Raw genomic sequence first — 15223 nt, 5'->3', positions numbered from 1 at the left:
GGCCCCATCTCGAACATGTTCCGCTTCCTCATCACCGGCACCGGCGAGGTCGCCCCCGTCACCCGCGAGGTCCTCCGCCGCCCGGAGCCCCGCGCATGAGGGTCACCGACACGAGCGACCTGTGGTGGCGCACCGCCGTCTTCTACAACCTCGACGTGAAGACGTTCATGGACTGGGACGACGACGGCGTCGGCGACCTCGAGGGCCTCGTCCACCGGATCGACTACCTGGCCGAGCTCGGCGTCAGCTGCCTCTGGCTCGCGCCGTTCTACCGGTCCCCCGGCCGCGACAACGGCTACGACATCAGCGACTTCTACGGAGTGGACGAGCGCTTCGGGCACCACGGCGACGTCGTCGAGGTGATCCGGACGGCCCACGACCGCGGGATGCGCGTGATCGTCGACCTCGTCGTCAACCACACCTCGGACCAGCACCCCTGGTTCCAGGCCGCCCGCTCCTCCCCCGACAGCCCGTACCGCGACTACTACGTCTGGCGCGACGAGCCGCCCGCCGATCAGCCCGCGAACGTGTTCCCGGACGCGGAGGACGGCGTCTGGTTCCGTGACGAGGAGGCGGGCCAGTACTACCTGCACCACTTCTACCGGCACCAGCCCGACCTCAACACCGAGAACCCGGCCGTGCGCGACGAGATCGCGAAGCTCATCGGGTTCTGGCTGCAGCTGGGCGTCGACGGCTTCCGGGTCGACGCGGTGCCGTACCTGATCGAGCCCGGCGCCCGCGACGAGCACGAGTGGCTGCGCCTGCTGCGCCGCTTCGTCTCGCGGCGCTCCGGCGAGGCGATGCTGCTGGGCGAGGTCAACGTGACCCGCGAGGAGCAGCTCGGCTTCTTCGGCGGCGAGGACGCGGACGAGCTGTCGATGCAGTTCGACTTCATCGGCAACCAGCGCCTCTACCTCGCGCTGGCCCGGGAGGAGGCGGCGCCTCTCGTCGAGGCGCTCGCGAGCCGCCCCGAGATCTCCGTCGGCAGCCAGTGGGCGAACTTCGCGCGCAACCACGACGAGCTCACCCTCGACCAGCTGAGCGACGACGAGCGCGACGAGGTCTTCGCGGCGTTCGCTCCGGAGCAGTCGCAGCGGATCCACGGGCGCGGCATCGTCCGCCGCCTCCCGCCGATGGTCGACGGCGACCCGCGCCGCGTCCGCCTGGTCCACAGCCTGGTCTTCTCGCTGCCCGGGACCCCGGTGCTCTACTACGGCGAGGAGATCGGGATGGGCGAGAACGCCGACATCCCGGGCCGCAGCGCCGTGCGGACCCCGATGCAGTGGAGCAGCGCCGCCAATGGCGGGTTCTCGCGTGCCGACGCCTCCGACCTGATCGCCGCCCCTCCCGGCGGCGGCTTCGGACCCGAGCACGTGAACGCGGCCGCGCAGCTCCAGGATCCGAACTCGATCCTGGCCCACGTGAAGGGCCTCGCCTGGCTGTACCGGCGGTCGCCGGAGATCGGCTGGGGCGAGTACACGCACCTCCCCTGCGACGAGCCGAGCGTGCTCGCGCACCGGATGTCCGCGTCGACCGGCACGACCGTCGCGGTGCACAACCTGGCGTCGAACCCGCGCACGGCGCACCTGACGCTCCCCGACACCCCCGCCGGGGCGCGGCTGGTCGACTCCCTCGGCGGCGAGTCGCTCCCGCTCGGCGAGGACGGCGCCGTGTCGGTACCCCTCGACGGCTACGGCGCGCGCTGGTTCCGCGTGGTCACGGAGGAGTCGCGCCGGCTGGTCTGAGCGGAGGGGCGGGGCTCTTCTCGACAGTCCAGGAGTCGTCGCAGTCGACCTCGAGTGCGACAACTACTGGACTCTCGAGGGAGGCGGGGCAGGAACGGAGGACGAAAGCGGCACCCCACGAAACGTTACGAACCCCAGTTCACCGCATCGTTGACGTCACCACCCTCCCCCGCCTACCGTGAAGCGCAACGTTTCGCCCGCCGCCGCACCAGGAGGATCCGCATGGCCCCCACTCCGCCGAGCCACCGCGTCCTCGCGAGCGGCAGCCGCATCCCCGCGATCGGCGCCGGCACGTTCGGCTCCGACCGCTACGACGCCGAGACCGTCGGCCTCGCGGTCGAGCACTCCCTCCGCGCCGGCTTCCGCCTCCTCGACTGCGCCACCGTCTACGGCAACGAGCCGCGCGTCGGCCGGGCGATCGCCGACTCCGGAGTCGACCGCGACGAGCTCTTCGTCATGTCGAAGATCTGGAACGACGCGCACGAGCCCGCGGCGGCCGTCGCCTCCGTCGAGCGCTCGCTCGCCGATCTCGGCCTCGACGTGCTCGACGCCGTCTTCGTGCACTGGCCCTTCCCCAACCACCACCCGCCGCACGCCGAGACCGACGCACGCGATCCGCACGCCCGCCCGTACGTCCACGAGGCGTTCCTCGAGACCTGGCGCGCGCTCGAGAGCCTGGTCGACCGGGGCCTCGTCCGGCACCTCGGCACCTCCAACGTCACCATCCCCAAGCTCGAGCGGATCCTCGCCGACGTCCGCATCGCCCCGCAGCTGAACGAGATGGAGCTGCACCCCTGCTTCCAGCAGCCGGAGCTGTTCCGCTTCTGCCTCGACCACCGCATCCAGCCGATCGGCTACTCGCCGCTGGGCTCGCCGTCGCGGCCCGAGCGCGACCGGGTGGAGGGCGACATCGTCGACATCGAGCACCCCGCGGTGCGGGCGATCGCCGACGAGCGGGGCGTGCATCCGGCCGTCGTGTGCCTCGCCTGGGCGGTGAACCGCGGCCAGATCCCGATCCCGTTCGCGGTGAAGCCGGAGCAGATCGAGGCGAACCTGGCCGCCGCCTCCCTGGTGCTCACGGCCGAGGAGCAGGAGGCGCTGCGCGGCGCCGAGCGCAACAACCGGCTGATCAAGGGCCAGGTCTTCCTCTGGCCCGGCAGCACCGGCTGGCTCGACCTGTGGGACGCCGACGGCACGATCCCGGGCTGGAGCGGCTACGGCTCGCCCCGCGCCACCCTGTGACGTGGCCACCTACAAGGACCTGCAGCGGCTGACCGGCCTCTCGCTCTCGACCATCTCGAAGCACTACAACGGGCTCCCCGTGCGCCCCGAGAACCGGGCGGCGATCGAGGCGGCGGCCGCCGAGGTCGGCTTCCGGGTCAACGGCTTCGCTCGAGGCCTGCGCTCGCGGCGCTCCCGCACGGTCGGGGTGCTGCTGCCCGCCCTCGACAACGAGTTCCACCTCTCGATCATCGCGGGCCTCGAGCGGGCCCTGCGCGAGGAGGGCATCGGCGTGCTGGTCGGCGTGAGCCGCCCCGAGCCGGGAGCCGCGGTCGACCTGCTGCTCGAGAAGATGGTCGACGGGATCGTGGCGGTGCCGTCCGCGGGCGACGTCGACGCGCTGCGCCGCGCCTCCGAGCAGGGCACCCCCGTGGTGGCCGTCGACTGGATCGACGACGCGCTGGTCACCGATCGCGTCGCGCTCGACAACGCGGGCGCCGGCGCCTCCGCCGCCCGCCACCTCCTCGACCACGGCCACCGCTCGATCGCGGTGCTCGGTGGGGAGGACGGAGTGTCCTCCACCCGGGAGCGGACCGCCGGCTTCCTCGCCGCAATGGCCGAGCGCGGCGTCCACCCCGCCGCCGACGCCGTGGTGCGCGGCCCGCTGACGGTCGAGAGCGGGGTCGCCGCCGTCGAGCGGATCCTCGCCCTGAGCCCCCGGCCGACCGCCCTGTTCGCGAGCAACCGCGAGCTGACGGTCGGCGCCCTGATCGCCCTCGGCGACTCCGGACTGCGCGTGCCGACGGACCTCTCCGTCGTCGGCTTCGACAACGTCGAGCTGGCCCGCGTGGTCCGCCCGCACCTGACCACGATCGCCCAGCCGACGGAGGCGATCGCCGCCGAGGCCGCCGCCCTCGTCCGCCTCCGCCTCGACTCCGGGGCGGAGCAGCCCGGCCCCCAGGAGCGGAGGCTCCCCGGCCGCCTGCTCGCCGGCTCGTCCGTCGCCCACCTCCACGACCTCTAGGAGCTCCTCTTGCTGACCACGACCCTCCTCCACCCCGAGATCCTGCACGCGCTCGCCCGCGCGGGCCACGGCTCCCGCGTCCTCATCGCCGACGGCAACTACCCCGTCGGCACCACGCTCGGACCGAACTCCGCCCTGGTGCACCTGAACCTCCGGCCCGACATGCTGACCGTCGACGAGATCCTCGACGCCCTGCTCTCGGCGATCGTCGTCGAGGAGGCGACGGTCATGACCCCCGCGCCCGGCATCGACGTCCCCGCGCAGGACGCCTTCCGCCGGTCCCTCGACGGCGTCCCCTTCACCTCGCTCGAGCGGCACGCCTTCTACGCCGAGGCGCGCACCCCCGACGTCGCGCTCACCATCGCCTCGGGCGACCGCCGCATCTACGCGAACCTCATCCTCACGATCGGCGTGCGCCCGGCCGACGCGTCCTGAGCGGGCGGGCGGGCGGGGCGTCGTCCCGCCCGACCCCGCTCCCTGAGAGTCCACGAGGCGTTCTCACGGCCGGCATCCCTACTCTGGTCGGCGTGGATCTCGACACCCTCCTCAACATCGGCCTCGTCGTGCTGTTCGTCCTCCTCGGAGGCGTCTTCGCGGGCACCGAGATGGCCATCGTCAGCCTCCGCGAGAGCCAGGTCCGCGCGATCGAGGCCGGCAGCGAGCGCGGCCGGCGCATCGCCGAGCTCGTCCGCAACCCCAACACGTTCCTCTCCGCGGTCCAGATCGGCGTCACGCTCGCCGGCTTCTTCTCCTCGGCGTACGGCGCCTCGACCATCGCGCCCGACCTCGTGCCGCCGCTGCAGTCGCTCGGCCTCTCGGCCTCCGCCGCCTCGACCGTCGCCCTGATCCTGATGACCCTCGTCATCGCGTACCTCTCCCTGGTGCTGGGCGAGCTGGTCCCCAAGCGCCTGGCGATGCAGAAGTCCGTCGCGTTCACCAAGGCCCTCGCACCCCCGCTCAACGCCCTCGCGCGCCTGATGCGCCCCGTGATCTGGCTGCTGTCCGTCTCGACCGACGCCGTCGTCCGCCTCCTCGGCGCCGACCCGCGCGAGAAGGGCGAGAGCGTCTCGGCCGACGAGGTGCGCGACATGATCTCCAGCAACACCGAGATCCACGAGGACAGCCGCCGGCTGCTCACCGACATCTTCCGCGCGGACGACCGCCGCGTCGCCGAGGTGATGCGCCCGCGGCCGGACGTCGACTTCCTCCGCGGCGCGCTCAGCGTGGCCGAGGGCTACGCGGCGGTCCTCGACCAGCCGCACTCGCGCTACCCGGTGGTCGGCGACGACTTCGACGACGTGCTCGGCTTCGTCCACGTGCGCGACCTGATGTCCGCGTTCCCGGAGGCGGGTCGCGCCGGCACCGCGAGCAGCGTCGCCGACATCACCCGCCCGATCCTCGCGGTCCCCGGCACGACGAAGGTGCTCGCGGCCCTGCGCACCATGCGCCAGGACGGCCACCAGATCGCCGTCGTCATCGACGAGTACGGGGGAACCGACGGCATCATCACGCTGGAGGACCTGCTCGAGGAGCTCGTCGGCGAGATCTACGACGAGTACGACGGCGCCCGCCAGGCGGTCGACGCGAAGGCGGCCGAGCAGCTGCACGACGTCGACGGCGGGATGATCCTCGAGGACCTGGCGGAGCAGCTGGGCATCGAGCTGCCCGAGGGTCCGTACGAGACGGTCGGCGGATTCGTCCTCGACCGGATCGGCCGTGTGGCCGTCGTGGGCGACTCCGTGCTCGTCGGCGACCACCTGCTCCGCGTGGCCGAGACGGACCGCTACCGCATCTCGCGGCTGACCCTCGTGCCGCAGCCCGCGTCGGAGCCGAGCCCGCCGACGACGCCCGCCGTCTGACGGGCGACCGGCCGCCCCTAGGGCAGAGGGCCCTCCACCCAGCGCGTGGCGGCGCGGCCGCGGGCTCCGGGCTGCGCGATCCACAGTCCGCCGGCGTGCGGATGACGCGCCCGCTCGTCCGCCGAGAGGTCGCGTGATGCGGAGGTGACGACCGCGATGTCCAGGTCCTCGCCCGCGAAGGCGATGCTGGAGGAGTGCGGGGCGTCGATCCTGATGCCCTCGCCCTCGACCGGGCTGCCGTCGGCCTCGAACACGCGGACGCCGCTCCCGCCCCAGACCGCGACCCACACGCGGCCGTCGGCGTCCACGGTCAGTCCGTCGGCGAACACGCCCTCCTCGAGCTCGACGAACGGCTCGCGCGGGCCGTGCTCGGCGTCCGCGTAGGAGCGGCGGTGGATCACGCCCGACTCGGTGTCGGCCGAGTACAGCACAGAGCCGTCCGGCGAGAAGCCGAGTCCGTTCGAGAGCCGCAGGTCGTCGTCGAGCACGGTGACGGATCCGTCGTGCTCGATGCGCAGCAGGACGTCGTCGCCCGCCGACTCGCCGAGGGTCAGCGAGCCGACCAGGAGGCGCCCCTGCGGGTCGATCGTGCCGTCGTTGAAGCGGTGCCCCTCCGGCAGCAGCTCGGAGCCGCGCGTGAGGGAGCCGTCGACCTCCAGGATCGCGAGCCGCCGGGTCAGCGCGACGAGCGTCCGCCCGTCGCCCAGGGGCAGCGCGGCGCCGACCTGCTCGCCGACGTCGGTGCGCGAGATCGCTCCGATCCCCTCCGCGGTGAGGGGGGCGGACAGGACCGCGCCGGCCTCGATGTCGACCCAGGTGAGGCGGGCGGTGTCCGGATCCCAGACGGGCCCCTCGCTGAGGACGTAGGTGGGGGTGCCCGCGGGCGTCGCGTCGATCATGCCTCCACGCTAGGCCGAGGAGGCGGGCGGTGTCAGGCCCCGCGGGACGGATCCGGGCTCGCGTCCACCGCGCCTCGCTCCGGATCCGTACCGACGAGCTCCGCGCCGCGCTCCGCCTCCGGGTGGGCACCGATCCCCGGGATACACCCGCTCGGCGGTCCCTGACAAGGGGTGAATAGCCCGGCGATATGGAGCCGCCCGCGGGTCTAGTGTCGTCTCGCCGCGCTCGGGACAGCGTTCCTCCGCAACGACGCCGGGGCGACAGGAAGGCGCTCGCCATGTCGACATCCACCAGTCCGCGCGGCCCGGTCCGGAGCCTCGTGCCCGCCCGCATCGACAGGCTCCCCTGGACCCGCTTCCACTGGTCGATCGTCGTCGGCCTCGGCTTCTCGTGGGTGCTGGACGGACTCGAGATCCAGATCGTCGCCTCCGCCGGCTTCGCGAAGGAGTTCGGGCTCTCGGCCTTCGAGGTCGGCCTGCTCGGCACGATCTACCTGTGCGGGCAGATCGCGGGCGCCCTGATCTTCGGGCGACTGAGCGACAAGCTCGGGCGGCGCAAGCTGTTCATCCTGACGCTCGTCATCTACCTGGTCGCCAGCGGCCTGGCGGGACTCGCGCCGAACTACGTCTTCCTCGCCGTGTTCCGCTTCTTCGCGGGCATGGGGATCGGCGGCGAGTACGCGGCGATCAACTCCGCGATCGACGAGCTCATCCCCTCCAAGTACCGCGGCCGCGTCGACATCGCGATCAACGGCACCTACTGGGGCGGCGCGGCTCTGGGTTCCGCGGCCAACCTGTTCTTCCTGAACGACGCGCTCTTCGCCGAGAACGTCGGCTGGCGCCTCGGCTTCTTCCTCGGCCCGATCCTCGGACTGGCGATCATCTACCTCCGCCGCCACATCCCCGAGAGCCCCCGCTGGCTGATGACGCACGGCCGCGAGGAGGAGGCGGAGCGCACCGTCGACGAGATCGAGCGCCGGGTGAAGGCCGAGGGCGGTGTGCTCGAGCCGGTCGACGACGCGAAGGCGATCACCGTGAAGGCGACGGAGAGCATCCCGTTCCGCACCATCGCCCGGGTGCTGCTGCGGCAGTACCCCAAGCGGACGCTGGTGGGCGCGACGATGATGATCACCCAGTCGTTCCTCTACAACGCGATCTTCTTCACCTACGCGCTGGTGCTCGAGAACTTCTACGGAGTCGAGCAGAGTGCGATCTCGTACTTCTTCTTCCCGTTCGCGATCGGCAACCTCGTCGGGCCGCTGGTGCTCGGCCACCTGTTCGACGTGTGGGGCCGGCGGAAGATGATCTTCCTCACCTACGGCGTCTCGGGAGCGGTCCTGGCCGTCTCGGCGGTCCTCTTCAGCATGGACGTCCTGACCGCGACGACGCAGACGATCCTCTGGTGCGTGTCGTTCTTCTTCGCCTCCGCGGGAGCCTCGAGCGCCTACCTCACCGTGAGTGAGATCTTCCCGCTCGAGCTGCGCAGCCAGGCGATCTCGTACTTCTTCACCCTCGGCCAGATCGCCGGAGCGGTCGCCCCCGCCCTCTACGGCGCCCTGATCGGCGACGGCAGCGACCGCGGACCGCTGACGATCGGCTACTTCGTCGGCGCCGCCGTGATGATCCTCGGCGGCGTGATCGCCCTGATCTTCGGCGTGGACGCCGAGCGCCGCAGCCTCGAGAGCATCACCGAGCCCCTGTCGACCGTGAAGTCCTGAGGGCGGATCGCCGCCTGCCGTCCGAGCGCCGCCCGGGAGCGGCGTCTCGGAGCCGGCGTCTCGGAACCGGCGCTCCGGAGCCGGAGTGGGCCGGCGTCAGTGGGCCGGGCGGTAGCCGGTCCGGTCGTCGGGGGTGATCTGGCGGAGGACGCGGGCGGGGACGCCGGCGGCGATGGTGAGCGGAGGGACGTCGCGGGTGACGACGCTGCCCGAGCCGATCACGGCCCCGTCGCCGATGGTGACGCCCTGGTTGATCGTGACGCCGCCGCCTATCCAGACGCCGTCGCCGACGACGACCGGCTTCGCGGAGCAGGCGCCGGCCGCGCGCTCGGCCGGGTCGAGGGCGTGGTTCGACGTGTAGATCGAGACGCGCGGGCCGAACAGCACGTCGTCGCCGATCGTGATGGGGGCGCCGTCGAGCAGGATGCAGTCGAAGTTCGCGTAGAAGCGGTCGCCGATCGTGATGTTGAAGCCGAACTCGCAGCGGAACGTCGGCTCGAGGTGCGCGTCCGCGCCCACGGAGGCGACGAGTTCGCGGAGCAGAGCCTCCCGCTCGACCGATGGTCGCCCGAAGCTCGCGTTGTACGCGTTCGAGGCGAGGACAGCCCGCTCGCGCGCGGCGACCAGCTCGGGGGTCATGTCGTCGTACACGGCGCCGGTCAGGATGTGCGCGCGCTGGTCCTCGAGGGTCATCGTCGTCCGTTCGTCGGTGTCGGCGCCCCGACGGGCGCCCGCGCCCACGCTACGGGGCCGCCGCGCGCCGGGACGCCACCTCCTCCGCCGACGCACCGCTCCTGCCGCGGCGTGTCGCCGATGGAGCGGCGTCTCGGCGGCATCCCGCAGCAGGAGCGGTACCTCGGCGCCGCCACGCCCCCGCCGCGCAGCAGGCGTCAGCCCACGTGCACGCCCGGCCGGCGGTCGCGGCGGGACTCCGCGCGGCGGAGGACCTCGCGGGTGACGGGGGCGACCTCGCCGGTGCCGGTGATGAGGAAGCGGAACATGTTCGAGATGGGGCCGCCCTCGGTCCACTCGAAGTAGACGTCCGGGATCACGCCGGTGAGGTCGCGGATCTCGAGCAGCACCGTGGCGATGGTGTTCGGGATGTTGCCGCTGGTCACCGTCAGCACGCGGAAGCCGTGGCAGACGCGGCCCTGCACGACCAGGTCCTCCTCGAAGTCGGAGGAGTCGGTGGTGTGCACCTCGAGGAAGAGCACCGGGCCGCGCATCGGCAGGTTGCTGTCGCGCTGCTCCTCCGCCAGCTTGTCCCGGTACTCCGCCTCGGAGCCGTCGTCGGGCTCGTTCGCGAGGATGCGGATCACGCCGTAGTCGTCGGCGTCCGTGGTGAGGAAGTCGATCGCGGCGGCGTCGAACACCACGGAGGTGGCGCGCAGCTGGAACGAGCGGTGCACCCGCGAGACGAGCGAGACCGCGAGGATGCCGACGATGAAGACCGCCGCGATCCGCACGCCGTCGGGCCTCTCGACCACGTTCACGACCGTCGTGTAGACGAAGACCAGCGCGATGACCGCGAAGCCCACGGCGCGCTTGCGCTGCTTCCTGCGCTTCGCCGAGAGGAACACGGCGACGGACGCGGAAGTGATCAGCACCAGCACGCCGGTCGCGTAGGCGCCGCCCTGCGCGTCGACGTCGGCGCGGAAGAGGATCGTGATGACGAAGGCGACGACGGTGAAGACCAGCACGAGCGGACGGACGGCGCCGGCCCACTGGGGAGCCATGCCGTAGCGGGGCAGGTAGCGCGGGACGATGTTGAGCAGGCCGGCCAGCGCGGAGGCGCCCGCGAACCAGAGGATGCAGATCGTCGCGATGTCGTAGACCGTGCCGAAGCCCTCGCCGAGGTACTCGTGCGCGAGGTAGGCCAGCGCGCGGCCGTTGGCCTCGCCGCCCGGCTGGAACTGCGCCTGCGGGATGAGCAGCGTGGTGACGAAGCTCGAGGTGATGAGGAACGCCGACATCGTGACGGCGGCGGTGATGAGCAGCCGCTTCGCCCCGCGGATGCGGCCGACCGGGGCGTCCTCGGTGTCGCCCGCGTCGCCGCGGATCTGCGGCATGACCGCGACCCCGGTCTCGAAGCCGGAGAGCCCGAGCGCGAGCTTGGGGAACACGATGAGCGCGATGCCGACCATGATCAGCGGATTCCCGTGCTGGGTCGTGAGCGCCGACCACCAGTCGCCGATGACGACGGGGTTCTCGGCCACGTGCCCGATCGCCACGGCGATCACGATCGCGTTGAGCAGGAGGAACACGGCCACGAGCACGACCGCGATCGAGATGGCCTCGCGGAACCCGCGCAGGAACACGATCCCCAGCAGGGCGATCAGCCCCAGCGTGAGCGGCACCTCCGCCCCGTGGAACCAGGCGGGGGCGAACGGGTTCTCGACCGCGTGCGCCGTCGCGTCGGCCGCCGAGAGGGTGATCGTGATCATGAAGTCGGTGGCCGCGAACCCCAGCAGCACGAGCACGAAGAGCTTGCCGCCCCACCAGGGCAGCAGGCGCTCGAGCATCGCGATCGACCCCTCGCCGCGGAAGCTCTCGCGGGCCACGCGGCGGTAGACGGGGAGCGCGCCGAGGAGGGTCAGCACCACCAGGACGATCGTCGCGAGCGGCGAGACCAGGCCGGCGGCGAGCGCCGCGATCGCCGGCTGGTAGCCGAGGGTGGAGAAGTAGTCGACACCTGTGAGGCACATGACGCGCCACCAGGAGTGCGTCTTGCCGGTGGCCGCGTGGGGGCCGGGGTGGGCTCCGGAGTCGTCGCGGAGGCCCTCGAGGAGCCACGCCTTCACCCCGCCCGCGCGCGCGGAGGAGAGAGGGGAGGGTTCGAGGGCGTCGGGGTCGCCACGGACGACGGAAGAGGTCACTGGATGTTTCTACTCGCCGTGAGGAGCGCGCCCGCCCGGAATGAGCGGATCCTCACGCTTTCCTCACGGGTAATCGGCTGGGGAGGGACGTCGACGCGCGATCCCGCGTCGTGAGGGGGTCGTGAGCGTCGCGCGAGCGGACCGTGCGGACCGGCCCGGTACGCGTCCGCGTTCCGTCAGGATCCCCTCGCACCCGCCGTCGCGGGCCGACGATGGCGCTCGTTCACCTGCTCCTCCGCCTCCTCGACGCCGGCCCCCGCTGGGGCCGCCACACCGTCGGTGCGAGCCGGTACGGCGTCGTCCGGAGCGAGCTCGTCGTCTTCGCGCCCGGCACCTCCGCCGAGGAGCGGAGGCGCCTCCGCCTGCACGCGGCCGGTCCGCAGCTGGTCGTGGCCGTGACGGCCGCCGGCGCCGTCGGGACGCTCGCGCTCGACCGGCTGCCGCTCCTCCTGCTGGCCGCGCTCGCCCTGCCGACCGCGTCGCTCCTGCTCCTCTCGGCCCGCTCGACCCGCCGCCTCCGCCGCGCCTGCGCCCGCCGGCTCGTGATCGCGGACGTCGACTCCCCCGCCGTCGCCGAGCAGGCGGCGATCGCGGCCGTGCTGCGGCGGGCCGACCGGCTGCTCGACGCCGGCGTCCTCACTCCGCTCGAGCACGAGGAGGTGTGGGCCTGCGCCCACGACCGGGTCGCGGGCCGCGTGGCTGACCGCCGCTCCCAGCCCCGAGCGGGAGGATCGGGGACGTCCGCCACCGATGGGAGCCCCTCATGACCACACCGCGCCGCGCACTGATCCTCGTCGACGTGCAGCAGGAGTACTTCAGCGGTCCGCTCGAGATCCAGTACCCGCCGCACGCGCAGTCGCTGCCGAGGATCGCCGCCGCCCTCGACTCCGCCGCCGCGGCGGGCCTCCCGATCGCCGTCGTCCAGCACAGCGCGGGCGAGGGAGCGCCGATCTTCGACCCGTCGGGTCCGTCCTTCGCGCTGCACCCGGAGATCGAGAAGCGCCGCTCGGATTCGTGGAAGAACGTCACGAAGCAGTTCGGCACGGTCTTCGCGGGGACCGACCTGCTCGACTGGCTCCGCGAGCACGACGTCGACACGATCACCCTCGTCGGCTACATGACCAACAACTGCATCCTCGCCTCGGCCGCCGAGGCCGAGACGCACGGGCTCCGCGCCGAGGTCCTCTCGGACGCGACGGGCGCGATCGCGATCTCGAACGACGCCGGCTCCATCGACGCGCACTCCCTGCACACCACGCTGATGGCGCTGCTCAACTCGAACTTCGCCGCCGTCGCCCCGACCACCGTCTGGATCTCGGCGCTCAAGGGCGAGTACACCCTCCCCATGAGCAGCCTGCCCGAGTCGGCGACGGCGGGCGCCGCTCGCTGACGGGCACTCCTCCGGACGGATCGGCCGGCTCTACTCTCGGTGCATGGCCCTTCTGCACCGTGCGACGATCACCCCCGGGAAGCTCGAGATCGTGGAGGCATGGGCGCCGACGCAGCCCTGGTGCGAGGGCGGCGGATTCACGCAGCTCGGCGCCTACCGGTTCGACGACCCCGATGGCGAGGTGGGAGTGGAGACGCTGATCGTCCAGTCGACCGGGCAGCCGCCGCTCCAAGTGCCGCTGACCTACCGCGGCTCGCCTCTCGCCGGCGGTGACGCGCATCTCCTCGCGACCGTCGAGCACACCGTCCTCGGTCGTCGCTGGGTCTACGACGGTGCCGGCGACCCCGTCGCGATCGCCGCCTTCGCCACGGCGATCCGCACCGGCGCCCGGGAGGTCGAGCAGCATTTCGAGGAGGACGGGCAGCGCATCGTCCGCCCGCCGACCGCGACGGTGCAGGGCAGCGGATCAGGCGCCGGAGCGTCCGGGCCGCCGTCGACGGTGCTCGTCCGCAGCGACGCACGGACCACCACGACCTCGGCCGACGGTCTGACTCTCGTCCTCGCGCGGGTCCTCGCGCCGCCGTTCCTCGAGGGCGAGGAGCGGCTGACCGGCAGGTGGAGCGAGGCGCTCCCCGTCACCCTCGCCGTCCTGGCCTGAACCGGCTCCGGTGGTCCGCCGCCCTCCGTCGCCCGGGTCGTGGGCGACGGACGGCGGCGCGCTCCGGGAGGACCTGCTCAGTGGCCGCGCAGTGCCGCGACGGTCCGAGTGGGACTAGTCGTTCAGGTGCGCGATGGCGTAGTCGGCCTCGTCGCTCGTGAACTGCTCCCCGTACTCGCTGGTCAGCTGGTCGCGGATGGCCTCCGGCGCCATCGCCATCTGGGCCTGGTAGTCCTTGGCCTTCGCCAGCGCGTTGGCGTTCCAGTCGGCGGAGACGGTGTCCACCGCGTACTGCGCGGCCTCGGGCGAGAACTGCTCCCCGTACTCGGAGGTGAGCTGGCCGTACAGGCCCGCCTTGCTCATGTGGAGCATCTCGGAGTAGCTCTGCGCCTTGATGAGCGCCGAGGCGAACTCGGGCGAGACCTGCGCAGCCGCTGCCGTCTCGACAGGGGCGGGGGCGGGCGCGGCCGTCTCGACCGGGGCTGCTGTCTCGACGGGTGCGGGCTCCGCCGTCTCGACGACCGCCGCCTCCTCCGTGGCCGGCGCGACGGGAGCGGTGGTGGGCTGGGACGACTCGACGATCACGGCCGCCGGGCGGTCGCTCGAGGCCGAGTTCACGGCGGCTCCGCCCGCGTGGCCGGGTCGGGTTCGTGGCCGTTCTGCTGCCGGTACTCCTTTTCGAGCTGCTTCGTGGTCTCTCGGATCACGGCGGAACGGGAGGAGAACGCGGACATCAGCTCGGTGTCGATACCGGCGATCTCCATCACCGGACGCCGCCCGTCCGCCACCACTCGGGCTTCGACGGCGACCCCGAGGCGGTCGCGGGGAGCGGCCATGACCTGCTGGTTGTAGAACTCGGACGCAGCGACCGGCTGCTTGTGCAGCAGCGCCCCGTCGGTCGCCCGCCAGTTCCCGTCGATGCCCTGCACCTTATTCGACACGACCAGGTGATCGTGCAGCTGAGGATCCCCGGTCCGCGAGTCGTAGTGCCGGAACCTGGACGCGATCAGCCCCCCACGCACATCCTCCTGCGCGACTCCATCCCGGCCCGTGCGCGTCGCGATCGCCGTCTCCTCCAGGTACCCGACGGCCGCGGCGATCGCATCCTGATGCGCCTGCTCGACCTGCCGGCGGGTCTCGTCATCACCTAGCGCCCACAACACCGACACGGACTTCACGGGCGAGAACACCAGGTCATAGCCCGCGACGGCCTGCTGCTGCGGGCGCTGCGCGGCGGTGATGAACCGGCCCAGCTCCTCCTTGTCGACCGGGTCGCGACCCTTCGCATCGCGGAACGCGATCGCGCCCTCCTGCACCCGGATCCGGCGCCGCTCGTCCGCGTCCGGCTCCCGATGGTGTATGCGCGTGAACGCCTCGTACCCGTCACGGATCTGCGCCCCGAGGCCCTCGTCCTTCACGTCGTACCGGTAGTACGACGCCCCGAGCTTCACCGACCGCTCTGACTCGCCGGCGTCCAACAGCGCGTGCGCGTTCGGGTGCAGACCCTCGCCGTAGAGGGCCTTCGTCTGCGCCTCCGTGACCTCCCCGCGAACCTCCCGCGCCGCGTCAGCGGCGAACACCGGGCGGCTCTCTGCGTCCAAGCCGACGGTCTCGCCGAGGCCGGCGAGGCCCGCGCCCATCCACGCGCCCGCCGGATTGCCGTCCGCGGTGCAGTAATCGCCGAGCTTTCGCTCGCCGCCACGGCGCACGTCAGCGGTCGCCACCTCACGCGTGTAGTAGGTGTAGCCGTCCCCCGCGGACTGTTTGTGAAGAGTCATCACCTTTTGAAAGTACCCGGAAGGTCAAAGATGCAAGAGGTGTGACGACCCAGAG

At 72.1% G+C, this 15223-nt stretch carries 14 protein-coding genes; 9 read left to right on the top strand and 5 right to left on the bottom strand.

Going from position 1 to position 15223, the window contains the following annotated elements:
* Positions 1-95: 95 nt before the first annotated feature.
* The 5 genes from C5C46_RS15390 (at position 96) to C5C46_RS15370 (ending at position 5849) form a co-directional block, all read left to right on the top strand.
* Positions 96-1745 (top strand): alpha-amylase family protein, encoded by a 1650-nt coding sequence (locus C5C46_RS15390; RefSeq protein ID WP_104227329.1) that lies wholly within the window; start codon positions 96-98, stop codon positions 1743-1745.
* A 222-nt stretch (positions 1746-1967) separates the two neighbouring features.
* Positions 1968-2987, top strand: coding sequence for an aldo/keto reductase (locus tag C5C46_RS15385; protein ID WP_104227328.1), 1020 nt, complete (start codon positions 1968-1970; stop codon positions 2985-2987).
* Position 2988: 1 nt separating this feature from the next.
* Positions 2989-3990, top strand: a complete 1002-nt coding sequence (locus C5C46_RS15380) for a LacI family DNA-binding transcriptional regulator (RefSeq protein WP_104227327.1) — start codon at positions 2989-2991, stop codon at positions 3988-3990.
* Between the two features lie 9 nt (positions 3991-3999).
* Positions 4000-4425, top strand: coding sequence for an RbsD/FucU family protein (locus C5C46_RS15375; protein WP_104225080.1), 426 nt, complete (start codon positions 4000-4002; stop codon positions 4423-4425).
* 92 nt (positions 4426-4517) lie between these two features.
* Positions 4518-5849, top strand: coding sequence for a hemolysin family protein (locus C5C46_RS15370; RefSeq protein ID WP_104227326.1), 1332 nt, complete (start codon positions 4518-4520; stop codon positions 5847-5849).
* Between the two features lie 17 nt (positions 5850-5866).
* On the opposite strand, the gene C5C46_RS15365 is transcribed toward C5C46_RS15370, so the two are convergent.
* Positions 5867-6748, bottom strand: a complete 882-nt coding sequence (locus C5C46_RS15365; protein WP_104227325.1) for an SMP-30/gluconolactonase/LRE family protein — start codon at positions 6746-6748, stop codon at positions 5867-5869.
* A 278-nt stretch (positions 6749-7026) separates the two neighbouring features.
* Here C5C46_RS15365 and C5C46_RS15360 point away from each other — a divergent pair, with 278 nt between their 5' ends.
* Positions 7027-8466, top strand: a complete 1440-nt coding sequence (locus C5C46_RS15360; protein WP_104227324.1) for an MFS transporter — start codon at positions 7027-7029, stop codon at positions 8464-8466.
* A gap of 96 nt (positions 8467-8562) precedes the next feature.
* On the opposite strand, the gene C5C46_RS15355 is transcribed toward C5C46_RS15360, so the two are convergent.
* Both C5C46_RS15355 and C5C46_RS15350 read right to left on the bottom strand, forming a co-directional pair.
* Positions 8563-9159, bottom strand: coding sequence for a sugar O-acetyltransferase (locus tag C5C46_RS15355; RefSeq protein ID WP_104227332.1), 597 nt, complete (start codon positions 9157-9159; stop codon positions 8563-8565).
* Between the two features lie 197 nt (positions 9160-9356).
* Entirely contained in the window at positions 9357-11342 is a 1986-nt protein-coding gene (locus tag C5C46_RS15350; RefSeq protein ID WP_374953523.1) for an amino acid permease, read from the bottom strand.
* Positions 11343-11554: 212 nt separating this feature from the next.
* Between C5C46_RS15350 and C5C46_RS15345 the strand changes: the two genes are divergently transcribed.
* From C5C46_RS15345 to C5C46_RS15335, 3 genes are read left to right on the top strand one after another with little or no spacing between them, the layout of a single operon-like run.
* Positions 11555-12109 (top strand): DUF6611 family protein, encoded by a 555-nt coding sequence (locus C5C46_RS15345; RefSeq protein WP_104227323.1) that lies wholly within the window; start codon positions 11555-11557, stop codon positions 12107-12109.
* On the top strand, positions 12106-12732 hold the full coding sequence (locus C5C46_RS15340; protein ID WP_104227322.1) for an isochorismatase family protein: 627 nt from the start codon (positions 12106-12108) through the stop codon (positions 12730-12732). Before C5C46_RS15345 ends, C5C46_RS15340 begins: the two co-directional genes overlap by 4 nt.
* Before the next feature lie 43 nt (positions 12733-12775).
* Positions 12776-13390: a hypothetical protein gene (locus tag C5C46_RS15335; protein ID WP_104227321.1), complete on the top strand. Its 615-nt coding sequence runs from the start codon at positions 12776-12778 to the stop codon at positions 13388-13390.
* A gap of 114 nt (positions 13391-13504) precedes the next feature.
* On the opposite strand, the gene C5C46_RS15330 is transcribed toward C5C46_RS15335, so the two are convergent.
* Together C5C46_RS15330 and mobF are read right to left on the bottom strand one after the other, a co-directional pair.
* Positions 13505-14008, bottom strand: coding sequence for an Ltp family lipoprotein (locus tag C5C46_RS15330; RefSeq protein WP_104227320.1), 504 nt, complete (start codon positions 14006-14008; stop codon positions 13505-13507).
* Positions 14005-15168, bottom strand: coding sequence for a MobF family relaxase (gene mobF / locus C5C46_RS15325; RefSeq protein WP_104227319.1), 1164 nt, complete (start codon positions 15166-15168; stop codon positions 14005-14007). The genes C5C46_RS15330 and mobF overlap by 4 nt, the downstream gene beginning before the upstream one ends.
* Positions 15169-15223 lie beyond the last annotated feature (55 nt).

This window comes from Rathayibacter sp. AY1E6 (assembly GCF_002931115.1).
In the GTDB taxonomy this organism is placed as follows: Bacteria; Actinomycetota; Actinomycetes; order Actinomycetales; family Microbacteriaceae; genus Rathayibacter.
The sequence above is the reverse complement of the archived record's forward strand: the minus strand, read 5'-3'. Positions and strand labels throughout refer to the sequence as shown.

Bases quoted from the DNA above. Each gene is read 5' to 3' on its own strand.
- C5C46_RS15390 (WP_104227329.1), top strand. From the start codon at position 96: ATGAGGGTCACCGACACGAGCGACCTGTGGTGGCGCACCGCCGTCTTC.
- C5C46_RS15365 (WP_104227325.1), bottom strand. From the start codon at position 6,748: ATGATCGACGCGACGCCCGCGGGCACCCCCACCTACGTCCTCAGCGAG.
- C5C46_RS15345 (WP_104227323.1), top strand. From the start codon at position 11,555: ATGGCGCTCGTTCACCTGCTCCTCCGCCTCCTCGACGCCGGCCCCCGC.
- C5C46_RS15340 (WP_104227322.1), top strand. From the start codon at position 12,106: ATGACCACACCGCGCCGCGCACTGATCCTCGTCGACGTGCAGCAGGAG.
- C5C46_RS15360 (WP_104227324.1), top strand. From the start codon at position 7,027: ATGTCGACATCCACCAGTCCGCGCGGCCCGGTCCGGAGCCTCGTGCCC.
- C5C46_RS15335 (WP_104227321.1), top strand. From the start codon at position 12,776: ATGGCCCTTCTGCACCGTGCGACGATCACCCCCGGGAAGCTCGAGATC.
- C5C46_RS15355 (WP_104227332.1), bottom strand. From the start codon at position 9,159: ATGACCCTCGAGGACCAGCGCGCGCACATCCTGACCGGCGCCGTGTAC.
- C5C46_RS15385 (WP_104227328.1), top strand. From the start codon at position 1,968: ATGGCCCCCACTCCGCCGAGCCACCGCGTCCTCGCGAGCGGCAGCCGC.
- mobF (WP_104227319.1), bottom strand. From the start codon at position 15,168: ATGACTCTTCACAAACAGTCCGCGGGGGACGGCTACACCTACTACACG.